General features: G+C 70.5%; 12 protein-coding genes. 5 read left to right on the plus strand and 7 right to left on the minus strand.

The window, feature by feature from the left end; translation table 11 throughout:
• Positions 1–92: 92 nt before the first annotated feature.
• The 4 genes from ACWGUG_RS11570 to ACWGUG_RS11585 form a co-directional block, all read right to left on the minus strand.
• On the minus strand, positions 93–2,816 hold the full coding sequence (locus ACWGUG_RS11570) for a TIM barrel protein (RefSeq protein WP_452324739.1): 2,724 nt from the start codon (positions 2,814–2,816) through the stop codon (positions 93–95).
• Positions 2,817–2,860: 44 nt separating this feature from the next.
• The gene (locus ACWGUG_RS11575) at positions 2,861–4,624 is read right to left on the minus strand and encodes a thiamine pyrophosphate-binding protein (RefSeq protein WP_336394646.1); all 1,764 of its coding nucleotides are present in this window, start codon (positions 4,622–4,624) and stop codon (positions 2,861–2,863) included.
• Entirely contained in the window at positions 4,621–5,481 is an 861-nt protein-coding gene (locus ACWGUG_RS11580) for a citryl-CoA lyase (RefSeq protein ID WP_452324740.1), read from the minus strand. Before ACWGUG_RS11580 ends, ACWGUG_RS11575 begins: the two co-directional genes overlap by 4 nt.
• A gap of 61 nt (positions 5,482–5,542) precedes the next feature.
• A complete protein-coding gene (locus ACWGUG_RS11585) occupies positions 5,543–6,997 on the minus strand; it encodes an aldehyde dehydrogenase family protein (protein ID WP_336394644.1) in 1,455 nt (484 codons plus the stop codon).
• Between the two features lie 306 nt (positions 6,998–7,303).
• Between ACWGUG_RS11585 and ACWGUG_RS11590 the strand changes: the two genes are divergently transcribed.
• The 4 genes from ACWGUG_RS11590 (at position 7,304) to ACWGUG_RS11605 (ending at position 12,681) form a co-directional block, all read left to right on the plus strand.
• Positions 7,304–9,997 carry an outer membrane protein assembly factor BamB family protein gene (locus ACWGUG_RS11590; RefSeq protein ID WP_452324741.1) on the plus strand — a complete coding sequence of 898 codons (2,694 nt, stop codon included), beginning with the start codon at positions 7,304–7,306 and terminating at the stop codon, positions 9,995–9,997.
• Between the two features lie 207 nt (positions 9,998–10,204).
• Positions 10,205–10,858, plus strand: coding sequence for a TRAP transporter small permease (locus tag ACWGUG_RS11595; RefSeq protein WP_452324742.1), 654 nt, complete (start codon positions 10,205–10,207; stop codon positions 10,856–10,858).
• Between the two features lie 4 nt (positions 10,859–10,862).
• On the plus strand, positions 10,863–12,143 hold the full coding sequence (locus ACWGUG_RS11600) for a TRAP transporter large permease (RefSeq protein WP_336394641.1): 1,281 nt from the start codon (positions 10,863–10,865) through the stop codon (positions 12,141–12,143).
• 82 nt (positions 12,144–12,225) lie between these two features.
• Positions 12,226–12,681 carry a type II 3-dehydroquinate dehydratase gene (locus tag ACWGUG_RS11605; protein ID WP_452324743.1) on the plus strand — a complete coding sequence of 152 codons (456 nt, stop codon included), beginning with the start codon at positions 12,226–12,228 and terminating at the stop codon, positions 12,679–12,681.
• 9 nt (positions 12,682–12,690) lie between these two features.
• On the opposite strand, the gene ACWGUG_RS11610 is transcribed toward ACWGUG_RS11605, so the two are convergent.
• Entirely contained in the window at positions 12,691–14,052 is a 1,362-nt protein-coding gene (locus ACWGUG_RS11610; protein WP_452324744.1) for an FAD-dependent oxidoreductase, read from the minus strand.
• Between the two features lie 29 nt (positions 14,053–14,081).
• The gene (locus tag ACWGUG_RS11615; RefSeq protein ID WP_336394638.1) at positions 14,082–15,164 is read right to left on the minus strand and encodes a Gfo/Idh/MocA family protein; all 1,083 of its coding nucleotides are present in this window, start codon (positions 15,162–15,164) and stop codon (positions 14,082–14,084) included.
• Positions 15,165–15,479: 315 nt separating this feature from the next.
• On the opposite strand from ACWGUG_RS11615, the gene dctP reads away from it, so the two are divergent.
• Positions 15,480–16,538, plus strand: a complete 1,059-nt coding sequence (gene dctP, locus ACWGUG_RS11620; protein ID WP_336394637.1) for a TRAP transporter substrate-binding protein DctP — start codon at positions 15,480–15,482, stop codon at positions 16,536–16,538.
• 62 nt (positions 16,539–16,600) lie between these two features.
• On the opposite strand, the gene ACWGUG_RS11625 is transcribed toward dctP, so the two are convergent.
• A complete protein-coding gene (locus tag ACWGUG_RS11625; RefSeq protein WP_452324745.1) occupies positions 16,601–17,362 on the minus strand; it encodes an IclR family transcriptional regulator in 762 nt (253 codons plus the stop codon).
• Positions 17,363–17,364: the final 2 nt, after the last annotated feature.

The following is a 17,364-nucleotide window of genomic DNA, read 5'->3' on the forward strand; positions in this document are numbered from 1 at the left end:
GTCGGCGGCCTCGTCAGCGAAGGCGAACACGATGCCCACTCTTGCGCACCGGATGCCTGCGGTCCATCCCCGTCCGGCGCCGGCTGCGCTGCTCACCGTGACGCGATGTCCGCGGTGTCGAGGTGGCGGCGGGCTGCGGCCATGGCGAGCCGGGCGTGCTCCTTCCCGCCCACCTGGGCCACGAGCATGGCCCGTGGGATCTCGAGCGCGAACGGAAGACCCGACGGCAGGGCGGCGAGGATGCCCAGCATGTCGATCCCGCCCTCGCCGGGGAAGAGCCGCTCGAAGCGCGCGGTGTGGATCAGCTCCGCCGTCGCGTCGGGGATCTCACCCGGCGCATCGCACACGTGCACGTAGTGGAACCATTCGCGCGGCAGCCCGCGCAGCTCCTCCACGCTGGATCGCGACCGGGCGAAGTGCAGCAGGTCGACGAGAAGTCCCGCATTGGGCTGATCCGCCGCGCGGAGCACGCGCGTGGCCTCGCTCAGGTCGGGCGTCTCGGTCCAGGACGGGAACTCCAGGTCGATCGTCAGCCCCAGCGGTCTGGCCAGCTCGCACAGCTCCGCGAACCGGTCGGTCTTGCGGGCGAAGTCCGAGTCCGGCAGCTGCGCGATGACGTGGCGGGCGCCGAGCTCGGCCCCGGCCTCGAGGAACCGCAGGTAGTCGCGCGGACTGTCGCCGGACGTGATGCGCGCGAGCTCGATGTCGAGTACCTCGACGCCGGTCGCGGCCAGGTGCGTCTTCGTCGCGCGCATCAGCGCCGGGTCGTACGCCAGCGGGTAGTGCGGCTCCTGCGGGGTGACCCGCGTCATGCGCAGGCCGACGTAGCGGTAGCCGCCTGCGGCCGCGGCATCCACCAATTCCGGCGGAGACAGGCTCAGCGCCGTGAGATGAGCGAGCGAGTAGTCGTGCCGGTGCGCCACGGGTGCCTCGGCCGGGTCGCTCGCTAGCGTGCGCATGCGCTGCCGGCGGTGTGCGGCCATGCGCAGGGGGACGCTGCGGGCGTCGCCGAAGCCGTCATACCCGTCGATCCGCTGCACGACTTCGAAGAACACCCGCGAGCCGAGCATCTCGGTGAAGAAGTGGAGGAACTCTCCGCGCTCGTCGCGGTCGTAGAGGATCGAGTTCTCACGGAGCGCGGCGAGGATGTCGCCGGGGAGAGCGACACGCGCCTCGAGATCGTCGTAGTAGTTGGCGGGGATCTCGAGGACGGGCGCTCCCCGCTCACGGAGCGCTCGCGCACAAGCGATGGCATCGTCGGTGGCGAACGCCACCAGCTGCGGGCTCGACACCCCCGGCGACCAGTCCCCGCGCCGCAGCGGGTTGGTGCTGAGCGCGATCCGCACGCAGCCGTCGGAGCCGCTGGCCGACCACGTGCGGATCAGGCCGAAGGGCGCGGTCACCTCCGTCGGTTCGCGCGGGACGAGGCCGAGCACCGAGTGGAAGAAGAGCGCGGACTGGTCGAAGTCGTCGATCGACTCGGTGACCGCGACATGGTCGATCCGGGTCAGCAGCGCCGACGAGCCGGCCTCGGCGCCGGTGGCGGCGAAGTCGTCCATCCAGCCGGGGCGTCCGTCGGCGTCGCAGAAGAACAGGGCGGTGCCGTCCGGCGTCGCCACGGCGGCGAGGTCGGTCTCGCCCGGTGTCCGCCGGCGGGCGAGCTTCGGAGCCAGCAGGCTCTGGGCGCGCCGCATCGATGCCGAGGCGTCGGCGGTCTGCACGCCCAGCGCGCAGATCGCCGAGGTCGCGGGATCGATAGATCGCTCCGGGGCCGAGTTGAGGAGCACGCGGGCGTCGCCCTGCTGCCACAGCTGCACCGGCTCGGAGCGATGCTGCCCGACGTGGGCGAAGCCGAGACGGGCGAGGGCCCGCGAGAGGAGCGGCCCCGAGACCTCGTCGACCGCCAGCTCGGCGAACGCGAAGCCCTCGAGCCGCGGCGCCGGCGGGAGCTGCTCGCCGCTCAGCGGCGCCGGCGCATCGCCGGATCCGCGCGCCGTCACGGTCTCGGCGAGCGCGCGCAGCGAGCGCATGGCGTCGACGGCGGCGTGCCGGGGATCCTCCTGCTGATAGACGTCGTTGAAGACCTCGAGCGCGATGGGGCCGCGGTAGCCCGTCGCGAGCACGCGTGCGAGGAAGCCGGCGACGTCGAGCGCACCCTGGCCTGGGAACATCCGGTAGTGAAGGCTCCACTCCCGCACGTCCATGTCCACACGCGGGGCGTCGGCGAGCTGCACGTGGAAGATCTTCTCGGCGGCCACCCGCGAGACGGCGCTCGCATCGTTCTCGGCCGACAGCACGTGGAAGCTGTCGAGGCAGAGGCCGAGAGCCGGGTGATCGATCTGCTCGATCAGACGCCACGCCTCCGCGTGTGTGCGCACGCGCCCCCAGGGCACGGCCTCGTACGCGAGCCGGATGCCGCTGCGCGCGGCCCGCTCGGCCAGGGCGTGCAGCTGCGCCGCCGTCAGGCCGTCGTCGTCGACACCGTTCTCGGTCCGCGACGAGCAGCACACGAGGACGCGCGCACCGAGGTCGGACAACAGGTCGAACTTGCGCTCGGCACGGCGCAGGGCGCCGCCGAAGAGGTCCGGCGACACGGTCTCGACGTGGAAAGGCTGGTAGACGTCGATCGACAGGCCGAGGCCGGCGGCCTCCCGGGCGAGACGCCCGGGAGACCACGGCGACATGATGAGGTCGTACTCGAGCATCTCCACGCCCGAGAACCCGGCCGCGGCGGCGGCGCGAAGCTTGTCCTCGAGCGTGCCCGACAGGCACACGCTCGAGATCGAGACGTCCAGCACACCCTGCGCCGTCTCCATCTCGGGGTCCGCCTCGCATTCTGTGCGCCCGCGGGGGCGACGGGTCAGTGGGTCGCGACGTGCTCGATCGCCCGGTCGGGCGAGTAGATGTCGAGGATGTTCCAGTGCCCCGTCGTCGGAGTCGGGACGTTCACCATCGACACGTCGATGACGACCGGGCGCCCGAGCGCGACCGCACGTTCGAGCGCGGGCTTGAACTCCGCTGCGGCGTCGACCTTGATGCCGGTGACGCCGTACGCCTCCGCGATCGCGGCGAAGTCGGTGTACATCGGGTCGTCCGCGCTTCCGAACACCGTGCCGTACGTGGTGTCGAACGCGGCCTTCTCCAGCCCGGCGATCGTGCCGAACGCGTTGTTGTTCATCACGACCCACACCACGGGCACGTTCTCCTCGCGCGCCGTGGCCAGGACCGCCGGGTTCTGTCCGAACCCGCCGTCGCCCACGAGCGATACGACCACGCGGTCGGGGTGGGCGATCTTCGCACCGACGGCAGCCGGCGCACCGAAGCCCATCGTCGCGAATCCGCCGGGGGTGAGGAACGTGCCGGGCGTCAGGATGTCGAACTGCTGGCCGACGCCGTTCTTGTTCCACCCGACATCCGTCGTGATGATCGCGTCAGCAGGGAGCACCTCCCGGGTCTCGGCGAGGATCCGCTCGGGCCGCATCGGCCACGCGTCGGAGACCTGGGCGTCCGCGTTCTGCAGCTTCACGGTCGCCCGGTTCGCGGCGATCTGCGCGCGGAGCTCGCCACGGTCGACTCCGTCCGGCGCCATTCGGCGCGCGACCCGGATCAGCACGGTGAGCGCGGCTTTCAGGTCGGCGAGCGCGCCGACCTCGAGAGGGTAGTTGCGGCCGAGCTCGGCCGGGTCGATGTCGACCTGCATGAGCTTGGTCCCGGGGATGTCGAACGTGTACTCCGCGTACCACGAGCTCGAGTCGGCCTCCGCGAACCGGGTGCCCAGGGCGAGGATCCAGTCGGCCGTGCGCGTCGCCTCGTTGGTGAACGCGGTGCCCCAGAAGCCCGTCATGCCGAGCACGAGCGGGTTGTCGTCCGGCACGGCGCCCTTGCCCATCAGGCTGTGCGCGACTGGCAGTGAGAGCAGTTCGGCGAACTCGGCGAGTTCGGCCGCAGCGTCGGCGGCCACGACGCCGCCGCCGACGTAGAGCACCGGGTGCGAGGCATCCAGCAGATTCCGGACGATCTGCTCGGCGACCCTCTCGTCCAGGGACGGCCGCGCGAGCGAGCGGGTGTTTCCCATCACCCTGTCGAACAGGGCGACGTCGACCTCCGCGGAGAAGACGTCCATCGGCACATCGACGAGGACCGGCCCCGGGCGCCCGCTCTCGGCGAGGGTGAAGGCCTTGTCGAGCACCTCGGCGACGAGGTGGGGCTGGTCCACACGCCAGGCGCGCTTGACGAACGGGCGGTAGATCTCGTACTGGGCGGCATCGGCGTGGAGGTTGATCTCCTGGTGGGGATGCTTGCCGAAGTAGTGCGTCGGCACGTCCCCCGCGATCACGACCAGCGGGATCGAGTCCAGCGCGGCGTTGGCGACGCCGGTCGCCGCGTTGGTCAGTCCCGGCCCGAGGTGCGTCAGCACGACACCGGCCCGCTTGGTCACCCGGGCGTACCCGTCCGCGGCGTGCGAGGCGATCTGCTCGTGGCGCACATTCACGAACGAGATGCTCTCGCTCTTCTCCAGCGCCGCCAGCAGGGCGATGTTGGTGTGGCCGCAGAGCCCGAAGACGTGCGCGACGTCGCGGGCCTCCAGGTAGCGGACGATCTGGTTGGACACCAGGTCCTTCATCGGGATGTTCCTCTCTCATCGAGGTCGAGCGGGACGGACCTGTGAGCCGGTCCCGTGTACGTGTAGCCGATCGACTTGGGCAGCGGTCCCTTGATCCGCCCGCCCTGCGTCATCTGCTCGGCGGCGTGCGCCAGGATCCCCACCGAGCGCGCCAGGATGAACACCCCGCGCCCGAGCTCGGGAGTGAATCTCAGCTCGCAGTAGATGACGGCTGTCACGCCGTCGACGTTCATGGGGATGCGCCGGGGCCGGCCGGCGCTGATGGCGTCCTCCACGGAACGGCCGATGGCGGCGAAGCGCCCGTCGATGACCCCGTCGGCCGCCGCGGCGTCGACGAGGGACAGCAAACGCGGCGTGCGCGGGTCGAGCGGATGGAAGCGGTGGCCGAAGCCGGGGACGTAGGTCACGCCGGCCTCGCGCTGCCGCTGCAGCACGAGCCGCGTGGCCTGCTCGACATCACCCGTCCGCTGCAGCTCCTCGTCGATCGCGAGGTACACCTCCATGCACTGCTGGCCCGGACCGCCGTGCACGTCGCCGAGCACGTTGATCGCCGAGGCCATCGCGGCGTTGACCGGCACGCCGCACGTGGTGGCCATGCGGGCGATCGCGATCGACGGCGCTTGCGGGCCGTGGTCGACGGAGGCGACGAGGGCGGCCTCGAAGAGGGCCGCCTCCGCGGGGGACGGCAGCTCGCCCCGCAGCATGAGCCAGATCGTCTCGACGAAGCCGACCCGTCCCAGGAGCTCCTGGATCGGGTAGCCGCGCAGGGCGATCTCACCGGGCTGGACGTCGATGATGTCGGTGCTCCACCACTGTCGCGCCTGCGCGACGAGGTCTTCGGCCGACTCGCCGCTCATCGCTGCGCCCTCTCCGTCGCGGCCGTCGCTGGTCTCGCACGTGCCGCGGCCGCCGCGGCCGTCACCGGGTCACCGCCGTCGCCGCCGCCGCTGCCGACTCGAGCGCGGCGTCGTAGAAGTCGCCGAACAGCTCCTCGTCCGAGGGGCGGTCCTCGGCGATGGCGCGCGAGACCCATGTCGTGTTCAGGTAGTGCCGCAGCGAGACGTTCTCGGAGGTGATGTTCCCGCCCCAGGTGCCGCAGCCCATCGACGAGGTCATCGGCATCCCGTTCGTGAAGGCCCCCGCGTTCGCCTTCGAGTTGGGCTGTCGCACCATGATCCGCGAGACCGGCATGTGCTGCGCGAAGTAGTCGATGTGCGCGTCGTCGGTCGACGCGATGCCGCACGAGTGCCCCTTGCCGCCGATGTCGTACAGCCGCTTGGCGACCTCGACGCCGTCCTCGAAGGTGCCGTCGTACGGGTGCACCGCCATCAGCGTCGTGAGCTTCTCCTTGCAGAACTGCCGATCCTCGGCGATGCCGTCGCCCTCGACGAGGATGAACCGCGACTCCGCGGGGATCTCGAAGCCCGCCGCCTTCGCGAGCGCCTGGGGCGAGATGGCCACCGTGTCGGGCAGCCGATGCCCTTCGTCGTCCCACATCACGCGCTGCAGCGCCGACCGCTCGTCGGTGGACGCCAGATACCCCCCTTCGGCCTGCAGGGCCTCGAGCATCTCGCGGTAGCGCGACGCCGGCACCAGCACGTTGCCGTCCGCCGAGCACCCCGAGCCGAAGTCCGAGGTCTTGGAGATCATGCAGTTGCGGGCGGTCTCGCCGATGTCGGCCGTCTCGTCGACGAACTCCGTGGCGTTTCCCGCGCCGACCCCGTACGCCGGGGTCCCGGAACTGTACGCGGCGCGCACGAGCCCCTGACCACCGGTGGCGATCACGAGGTCGGAGCGCGCCATGATCTCCTGGGATGCGGCGAGGCTCGGCAGGGTGATGCACTGCAGGATGTCGGCGGGGGCGCCCTCCGCCTCGAGGGCCTCCCGCATGAGCCGCACGGTCTCGAACGTCGTGTGCTTCGAACGGGGGTGCGGCGAGAACACGACGACGTCGCGCGCCTTGATCGCGTAGATCGCGTTGCCCGCCGGGGTCAGGTCGGGATTCGTGGTCGGCACGATGCAGCCGATGATGCCGACCGGCTTGCCGTACTTGACGAGGCCCTTCTCGGCGTCCTCCTCGATCACGCCGACCGAGGGGCTGCGCAGCGCGTCGCGGAGCACGCCGCGGATCTTCATGCGCTTGTTCATCCGGCTGTCGAAATCGCCGAGTCCCGACTCCTCGATGCCCATCCCGACGAGCCGGTGAAAGGTGGAGCGGTTGGCCACCGCCCACGCGACGGCCTGGATCAGGCGGTCGACGCGCGCCTGGTCATAGGTCTCGATGACGGCGAGAGCCGCACGCGCGCGGGCGAAGACCTCGTCGAGTTCCTGCTCCTGTTCCGGCGACAGGGATTTGGGTGCTGAAGCAGCCATGACAACTCCGTCCATGGGCGTGGGGTGCCGACTGCCGCATGCTATGCACGCCCGGTCACCGCCGACAAAGGGCGTCCCACTGGGCAGTAAGCCCACGGCACTCCGGTCACCGGGCCACCCCGCCACGAGAGGTTGTGCCACTCGATGGGCCGCAGGGTTGTCCCGCCGTGTGCCCGGGGTTAGCGTCCGAGCGCCGACCGTTCGACCGATCCCTCGGATCGGGAGTCCGGACGGCATTCCCCACGATGGCTCCGGGCGGGCGCGAGCCCGCCCGGGGCCGGATCGAAGACGATCAAGGAGCAAGGGATGCGCAAACGACTGACCACGAGGTTGGGAGCTGCGGGGATCGGGGCGCTGGCGCTGGCGCTCGCCGTCGCCGCCTCACCCGCCTACGGACTGGTGAGGCCCGCCGAGCCGGTCCCCCCTGCGGGACTGACCGGCGTCGACCCGACCGGCGCCGACATGCCGACGGTGGGAGGGAACCTCGGCAATCAGCACTACTCCGGCCTGACGCAGATCACGAAGCAGAACCTGAAGGATCTGGCGCCGGCGTGGCGCACGCACGTGTCGGCGGTCGCGCCCGCGAGCGACGACACGGGCCAGCAGACGACCCCCATCGTCGTGGACGGCGTCCTCTACCTCGACACCCCGAGCGGCGGCGTCATCGCGGTCGACGGCGTGACGGGCGATCCCGTCTGGAAGTGGGAGAACACCGTCTACGGGCTGTCGGGCACCCGCCGCGGCGTGTCGGCCGGCGACGGCCTGATCTTCACGCTCGCGGGCGGCAATCGCGTCGTGGCCCTGGACCAGGAGACCGGCGCCGAAGTCTGGGCTGTGCAGCCCACCGGCGCGAACGGCGAGGACCTCGGGCGCGTCGGCAAGGTCGCGACCGTGTACTACGACGGAATCGTCTACGCCCACGCCGCCGACGGCGACCGGGGTGCGGTCGTGGCGCTGGACTCGAGCGACGGCTCGTACCTGTGGCACTTCTTCGGCGGCCCCAAGCGCGGCGAGCAGTTCACCGGCGTGGACGGCGTCACCTTCGACGCCTCCGAGACGTGGGGCCCGGTCCTTCCCGACGGCACGGACTGCGCCGAGGAAGGCGGCGCGACGTCGTGGATCCACGGCGCCGTCGACCCCGAGCTGAACTTCTACTACATGACGTTCGGCAACGCCCGCAGCTGCACGTCCTCGCAGAACGGGTCGCTCCGCCCCGGCGACAACCTGTTCTCGACCACCATGGTGGCGGTGGATGCCTCGACCGGCGCCTACAAGTGGCACTACCAGTCGATCCACCACGACGTGTGGGACATGGACAACGTGCATCCGCCGACCCTCGCCGACATCGAGATCGACGGCGCGGAGCGCAAGGTCGTGTTCTACGGCAGCAAGTCGGGTCACCAGTTCGTGCTCGACCGCACGAACGGCCAGCCGGCGCTCCCCGTCACCGAGAAGGAGATGATCACCGACTCGCGGCAGCTGCACTCCGAGACGCAGCCGTTCCCGGAGCACCGCCTGCTGCCCGAGTGCCTCGTGTGGCAGAAGCTCGACCCCGACAACATCCCGGGCGACCCGTGGCGTGCGGTGCCGAACTACAACGGCTACCAGCCGGACGCCGAGGGCAACCTCGTCTTCAACCCCGACAGCTACGTCGCGGTCGACGAGCCGTACCTGACGTACCCGGAGGGCCACGTCGGTCACCGCGAGGGCTGCATGTACGACCCGCAGTGGGACGTGCCGATCCTGTCGACGACGAGTCAGAACGGCGGCGGCGACTGGTCGAACAACTCGTACAGCCACAGCACGAACCTCGTGTACTTCCCGTACGGCACCAACCCGGTGGCGCACTGGAACGGCGCAGCGGCCAACGGCCAGCGCGCGATCGGCCAGTACCAGACCGGCGGCATCCTCGCCTACGACGCGTCCACCGGCGAGGTCGCGTGGCAGAACCACCTCGGCACGGACATGTCGCACGGCCAGGGACCGATGACCACGGCATCCGATCTGCTCTTCGTCGGCCAGATCGACGGACGCGTGCTGGCCATGGACGCCGGGTCGGGCGAGGTGCTCTGGGAGTTCCAGACCGGCTCCGGCATCGCGGCGGCGCCCGTCACCTACGAGGTCGACGGCGAGCAGTACGTCGCGGTCTTCGCGGCCGGGTCGACGAACCCGTACGGCAACTCGGTCACCCAGGGCGACTCGCTGTGGTCGTTCAAGCTCGGCGGTCGCTACACCACCGAGTCGGGCAGCCAGGAGGGGCCGATGACCGCACCGCTGTCGATCCGTCGCCCGGTGAGCGGCGCGGCCGTGGAGGGCGCCACGGTGAACAACACCGTGCTGCTCGCGCGGTCCAGCCGAACCGCCGACACGGCCGCGGCACGCGACAGCGTGGCGCAGGCCGGCATGCAGCCGACCAACCTGCGGGTGCCGGTCGGCACGACGGTGACGTTCCGCAACCCGGGGGCCGAGACGTTCCCGAACTTCCCCAACCTGAAGCCGCACTGCGCCACGCAGTTCTTCGAGGGCGAGTTCAACGTCAAGCTGCAGCCGGGAGAGACGTACCAGCACACGTTCACGCGTGCCGGCGAGTACTTCTTCAACGACTGCACCGACCCGCGGCCGACAGGCAAGATCGAGGTCTACCTGGCTCCGCAGGACCAGCCGGGCGCCCTCACCTTCACTCCGGGCACGCTGCAGCTGGGGTCGGGCACCGGGCTGTTCACCGGTGTGAACGGCAAGGTCACGGCGCAGTTCGACCTGCCCGCCGGGTACACCTATGACAGTGGCGCGGTGCTCGTGACGCCGCTCTCGTCCACGCCGGTGGACGCCTCGAAGGTGACGGCCAACAAGAACCGGATCATCCTCCAGTTCGACGCGACTGAGGTCGACAACAACGTGCCGACCGGGGAGGCGAGCCTCACCGTGAGGGTCAACGCCCTGAACCCCCAGGGGGTTCAGGAGCAGCTGACCTCGACGGCCGCGGTGACCGTCGTCAAGTAGTCCGCTCCGCACCTCGCACCGGCCCGCCCCCGTCGCCCGCGACGGGGGCGGACCGGCGTGTGCGGCCCGTGTCCCATTCGGCGAAACTCGTCTTTGCAGGCAGGCGCGCGGCGGCCAGAGTCGCAGGGGCGGTGCACGTTCGACCCCGCTTCGCCCCGCATCGACAGAGAGGTTGGCAATGCACCAGCAGACCGTGGCGGTGACGCCATGACAGACAAGCCCGGGGAGGAGCCCGACCGGGGCCCGGCACCCGACCCCGACCGGTCCGCCCCCCGCCCGGCGGAGCCGGGGGTCGGGGACTCGATCTACCCCCACACCAACACGTACTACACCAGCCCCAAGCTCAACCAGGGCGTGCCGGCGGACCCGATGTTCATCCGGATCCTGTCGACGATCGAGATCACGATCGGCGTCGTCCTGTTCGCTCTCATCGTCTTCGGCGTGATGTACCAGGTGCTCGGCCGCTACTTCCCCTCGATCAGCTGGGTCGGTGCCGGTGAGGTCGCGCTGCTGTCGATGATCGCGCTGACCTTCATCACGACCGGCTACCTCGTGGGACGCAACGGCCACATCGTGCTCGAGATCTTCGACGAGCTGCTCGCCGGCACGAAGCTCTTCGTCGCGCTGCGCGTGATCTCCGCGGTGATCATGGTGGCCACGTGCCTCGTCCTCGCCTACGAAGCGTGGGTGAAGATCGACGTCGAATGGGGCCGGCTCAGCGCCGCGATGCACGTGCCGATCGGCGTGCTGTACGTCTTCGCGCTCGTCGGCTTCGTCTCGGCGGCGATCCACTCCGCGTTCAAGATCCCGTACGCGAACCGCCCCGAGCGCAAGCTCGACATCGGCGAGATGGAAGGCTGACGAATTGGATCTCTGGCTCTACATCCTGCTGTTCGTCGTCCTCCTGCTGCTGCGGGTGCCCGTCGCGTTCTCGATGATCGCGGCGAGCATGCTGTACTTCTACAGCCACGGCCTGTCGGCGGGATATGCGATCACCTCGGTCGTGAACGGCATCAACAGCTTCCCCCTGCTAGCCGTCCCGCTCTTCATCTTCGTCGGCACCATCGCCAACCACCTCGGCATCGCGACGCGGCTGTACGACCTCGCCCGCGCCCTGCTGCCGCGGCTGCCCGGCAACCTCGCCTACGTCAACCTCGGCACCGCGATCGGGTTCTCATGGATCAGCGGCTCCGCCCTGGCCGACGCCGCCTCCACGAGCAAGGTGCAGATCCCGCAGATGCTCAAGGCCGGATACCCCTACGGGTTCTCCGCGGGCCTGACGGCCTCGGGATCGCTCATGAGCACCGTCATGCCGCCGAGCATCCCCGCCGTGCTCTTCGCCGCGACGGCGTCGATCTCGACCGGCGCGCTGTTCGCGGGCTCCATCATCCCCGCCATGCTCATGGCGCTCGGCCTCGCGCTGTACATCTTCATCTGGGTCAAGCGCCACCCGAAGGTGGCCGTGGCCCGGCCTTTCGACGGCTCGATGCTGGCGAAGGCCTCCGTGCGGGTGATCGGTCCCGCGCTGCTTCCGGTCATCATCCTCGGCGGCATCTTCAGCGGATGGTTCACCCCCACCGAGAGCGCGGGCATCGCGGCGGTCTACATGCTCCTGCTGGGTTTGATCTACCGCACGCTCACCCTGCAGGTGTTCTGGAGGGCCGCGAAGGAGACGGTCGTCATCTCGGGCGGCATCCTGCTGATCCTCGGCGCGTCGAACCTCATGGGACAGGTGCTCGCACGTGAGCAGGTTTCGCGGGCGCTGGGTGAATGGCTCACCGGGCTCACCGACAACCCGCTGCTGTTCCTGCTGATGCTCAACGTCCTGCTCATCCTGCTCGGCATCCCGCTCGAGGCGCCGCCGGTGATCCTCGTGCTCGTGCCGATCCTCATGCCGATCATCGGGCAGTTCGGGATCGACCCGGTGCAGCTCGGCGTCATCATGATCCTCAACCTGATGATCGGATCGCTGACACCACCGGTCGGCGCAGTGCTGTTCGTCGTCGGCTCCATCACCCGAAGGCCGATGGGCGAGCTGTTCCGGGGCATCCTGCCGTTCCTGATCCCGCTGGGAGCCGTGCTGCTGCTGCTGACGGTGTTCCCGGTGATCGTCACGTTCCTGCCGACACTGCTCGGCCTGATGTAGCTCGGTGATCCTGGCCGGCGGGTCTCACGAAGCCGATCCGTGGGACCCTTCGGGCAGGATGCCGCCGCAGAGAGGAAGCAGCATGACGAACAGGCTCTTCGTGCTCAACGGCTCCAACCTCAACATGCTCGGCATGCGGGAGCCGGAGCTGTACGGGACCGCCACGCTCGAGGATGTGCGGGCCGACTGCGAACGTGTCGCCGCCGAGCTCGGCTTCGAGCTGCTCTTCGCGCAGACCAACGCCGAGCACCAACTCGTCGAGTGGGTGCACGAGGCGTTCCGTCAGCAGGCGGTCGTCGTGATCAACCCGGCAGGTTTCAGCTTCAACTCGGTGCCGCTGCTGGATGCGCTCCACATGCTGACGACGCCGGTCATCGAGGTGCACATCACGAACATCCACGCCCGCGACGCCGTCCACCAGCACTCCCTGATCTCGACCGTGGCCCGGGTCGTCATCGCCGGAGCGGGCGTCTACGGGTACGAGCTGGCCATCCGGGCCGCCGGCCGGCTCACCGCCCGCGCCGGCGACGACGGCTGAGCGCCTCGATCAGGCGGCCGCGATCGAGTCGGCGGCGGTGACGCCGAAGACGAGCGCCTTGGTGAGCGCCGTGCCGGTCATATACGACGCGCCGTGGAATCCGCCGGCGACCTCGCCGGCGGCGTAGAGGCCGTCGATGCGGGTGCCGTCCACGCGCAGCACGCCGGCATCGGGCGCGACGCGCAGCCCGCCGAAGGTCGAGGTCATGGCCGTCACGGCGGCGTACGCGTAGAACGGCGGCGAACCGAGCGGGGTGAGGGCCCCCACGCCGTTGACCAGGCCCGTGCGGCCGAAGGGGTCGCCACCGGACGCCGACACCGCACGGTTGTATTCCGAGACGGTGCGCTCCAGGCTGCGCGGCGGGATGCCGAGCCCGGCCGCCAGGTCCGGGATCGTCGGGGCGCTCACGAGGTGTCCCAGCTCCTCGAGGCGCTCCATGTCGGACAGAGGCACGCCGGGCCGCGAGCGCGCCCGCACGACGGCGTCGAAGATCTGGAAGGCGGTGCGGCCGGGCTGGCTCAGCACCGCGGCGCCGAGCACCTTGTACGACTCGGACTCGTCGGCGAAGCGCTCCCCGAGCGCGTTCACGAGGATGGCGCCGAGGTAGTTGGCGGTGAGGAGCTCATGCTCGTCGTCAGTCGCCTCGGCGTGCTGTCCATAGGTGCCCGAGACATGGCCGATGTCGGCGAGGCCGGCCCCCAGCAGCCATGCCATGCGCAGCCCGTCGCCGGTGTTGCCGACGCCGCCGTACGGCATGGCGGCGGCCTGGGCGGGGACGAAGAGGTCCAGCAGCTCGCGGCTGCGCGAGAAGCCCCCGCTCGCGAGAACGACGCCCGCGGGGGCCGGGAGCACCTCGCCGGCCGACTCGATGCCGACGACCCGGGAACCCTCCACGATGAGGCGTTCGGCGGCGCGGCCGGGAAGGATCACCGCTCCGGCGGCGGCGGCTTCGGCCTCGAGATGCGCCGCCAGGTCCCGGACGCGCACCAGGTGCGCCCGCGCGACGGACATGCCCGCGCTGACCTTGAGCTCGTCCGTCCACGCGCCGGCGCGGTCGATCGCCTCGACGGCGTGCGCCTGGCCGGCGACGAGCGCGCGCAGCAGCGACTCGTCCGCGAACCCGCCGCCGGTGTCGCGCATGTCGGAGAGGAAGAGATCGTCGGAGTCGGCCACCGCCGCGCGTCGCTGGAGCGCCGTGCCCGACAGCGCGAACCACCCGCCGCTGAGCGCTGTGCTGCCGCCGAGGTGGGAGCGCTTCTCGACGAGGGCGACGCGCCGGCCGCTCGCGGCGAGGCGCTGCGCCGCCGCCACTCCCGCGAGCCCACCGCCGACGACGATCGCGTCGAACTGCCCGCCGCCCCGCTGCGTCATGACTGCTCCCTTCCCCGCGCCCGCCCGGGTCATTCCCGTCCCGCTTCCACGTCAGTGCGGAACCGCGCGACGTCGACGGTGCGCCGCGTGCGCGCGGCCAGCGCTGCGGCCTCGACGAGCGCGAGCGTGCGCGACGCGTCCTCGGCCGAGACGAGGGGCTCCGCCTCGCCGCGGACGACGTCGGCGAAGTGCTCGAGCTGACGCTGGAACGATCCGCGCGGCACGACGGGCAGGTAGGTGCGCGACAGCGGCGAGTGCCAGTCCGGCTCGACGGACGCGTCGTACGCGTACCGCGCGAGGTTCGGCACGGAGAGCGCGGCCCGGGTGCCGACGAAGCGGTAGGCGACGCCGTCGGGCAGGAAGGGGAACGCCGCGGTCTCCTCTGTGGCCTGGTCCCATCCCCACGGCGAGACGCCCGCGTCGGAGGCGAGGAAGCTGCCCACGACGCCGTTCTCGAACCGGAGGCTCAGCGACACCGTGTCCTCGACCTCGAGACCGCGCGCGTGCGAGCTCTGCATCGCCTGGATCTCGACCACCTCGCCGCAGAGATGCCGCAGCAGGTCGAGGTCGTGCACCACGTTGATGAGGAGCACACCGGCGCCCGGCCGGCTGTGCCACGGCATGTCGGTGAAGTACGCGTCCTCCTTGCGAGCCGACCACAGTCCGCTGACCGCGACGACCTGGCCGAGCTCGCCGTCGCGTATCGCCGCGCGGGCCCGTGCCACGGCGGGGTGGTGGCGCCGGTGGTGCCCGACGAGGAGTCGGCCGCGCCTGCGCTCGACGGCCTCGACCAGCCGCAGCGACTGGGCGTAGTCCACCGCGGCGGGCTTCTCCAGCAGCACCGCGACGCCCGCCTCGAGGCACTCGAGGGCGGTGTCGACGTGCAGCGCGTTCGGGTTGGCGATGATCACCGCGTCGACCTGGCCGGCATCCAGCATCCGCTCGGTCGACTCGTGCACCGCGCACCCGAAGGCGTCCGGCGGCAGCACCGGATCGGCGACCGCCGTGAGCGCCATCCCGGGCGCCGCCCGGATGAAGTCGATGTGCTGGCGTCCCATGAAGCCGGCGCCGACCACGCCGAGCCGGATGATCGCGGGATCGGATTCGGTCACCGGGCCTCCCTGCATGCTGACCGTCGGCGGGTGCGGACCGAGCGTACGACACCGGCGACCGGCGCTCGCGGCGCGTTCCATTCAGCGGTGAGGAGCGCAGCGGACAGCGCCGCATCCGCCTGTTCCACTCGACGGGACATCGCTTTGCCAACGGTTCGAAGTCGGTCAGAGTCGGCACTGCCACCGGGCCGAAACGTGACATCGTGGTCGACGACGAACTCCCGTGCGAAGGCGTCGATCCCGAAGTCCCGCTCCGGCCATCGAATGTCACGTCAGACCTTGCACGAGGACGTGCACAGAACAGAGGAGAGTCCCATGAGCACAGCCCGCTCGACGCGCCGACGCCGATTCGCCGCGTCGGTGCTCGCAGCCACCGCCCTCGTCGTCACCGGCTGCGCCGGCGGCGAGGCCGCGCCCGACGAGACCGGCGACGGAGCCACATCCGAGAACAGCCCGGTCACGCTCACCGTCGCCACGAGCCAGAACGAGCAGACGCCGAACTACTTCTGCGGTGTCGAGCTGCTCAAGGAGCGACTGGAGGAGGCAGACATGGGCTTCACCGTCGACCTCTACCCCGCCAGCCAGCTCGGCCCGGACGCCGACCGCTTCCCGCAGGTGCAGGCCGGCGACATCGACATCGATCTGCAGGGCGCGTCCGCGCTCAGCGCCACCTACGAGCCCATCGGGGTGGTCGACGCGGCGTACGCCTTCGACGACGTCGACCACGCGTTCCAATGGATCGACGAGAACTCGGAGGACCTGTTCACGGGCTTCCACGAGGCGACCGGCGTCAACATCGTGGACGGCTGGTTCTTCGGCAACCGCACCTTCACCACCAAGGACGTCGAGGTCACCAGCCCCGACGACCTGGCCGGCGTCCCCATCCGGTTCCCCAACTCGCCGATCTTCCTCGCCAACGCCGAGGCGCTCGGCGTGACGAGCCCGGTGTCGGTGGCGGTCGAGGAGGTCTACACCGCCCTGCAGCAGGGCATCGCCGTCGGACAGGAGAACCCGATCGTGGCGACCCGCTCGTCGAGCTACGACGAGGTGCTCAACACCGCGATCTTGAACAACCACAACGTCGGCATCCACTGGATCCTCGTCAGCGACAAGACCTACGAGAAGATGAGCGACGAGCAGACCGCGCTCCTCGAGGAGACGATCCGCGAGATCCGCCCCGAGAACCGCGACTGCGTGGACGAGGCGACCGAGGAGATCCTCGACGAGTACCGCGGTGACGACAACTTCACCGTGGTCGAGACGGAGGACGTCGACATGGACGCCTTCATCAGCCAGGCGGAGGAGTTCTTCAACGGCTACTTCACCGGTGAGAACCTCGAGGCCTACCAGGCGATCCGCGAGACCGCGGGCTGATCTGACGCAGACGACGAACGGGGTGGGCGCCGGCGCCCACCCCGTTCGTCGTCGCCGGCGGGTCAGGCGTCAGGCGTCGTGTCCAGCCGGCGGCTCAGCGTGAGCGCGGCCGCGCGCACGGCCGGCGCGAGGCGGTCGGGCGCCGCCTCCGATGCGGGGGCGGTCACCGAGATCGCCGCGACCGGCTCGCCGCCGTGGCCCAGGATCGCGGATGCCACGCACACGCGGTCCTTTGAGCACTCCTCCGTGTCGGTGGCGACGCCGAGCCGCCGGACGTCGGTGAGTTCACGCGCCAGGACCGCGGGGTCGGAGATCGTGCGGGGCGTGCGCTGCGGCAGCCCGTCCTTGAGTCGCGCCACCCCCTCCCGGCGCGAGAACGCCAGCAGGACCTTGCCGAGAGCGGTCGCGTGAGCGGGCAGGCGTCCGCCGATGCTCGCCGGCGGCGCGCAGCCGCCCTCCGCGCGAACGATCGCGAGGATCACGACATCGGCGCCCTCCAGCACGGCGAGGCTCGCCGTGCGACCGGTGACATCGCGCAGCTCGGTCATCACCGGGTGCGCGAGGTGCCGCAGGCGGCGCGGCTTCTCGACGGTCTGCGCCAGCTCGAACAGCCGGACGCCGAGGTAGAGCTTGTCGCCCTCGCGGTCGAGGAAGCGCTGCGCCACGAGATCGCCCGCGATGCGCGACACCGTCGACTTCGGGAGGTTCGCGCGGCGGGCCAGCTCCGACACCCCCAGCCCCTCGTCGTGCTCTCCGAACGCGTCGAAGACCGCGGTCACACGGTCCAGCACGGTGACCGAGTCGGTCCATCCTGCGGTGCGCATGG

It is taken from the genome of Microbacterium sp. NPDC055455 (assembly GCF_053619935.1).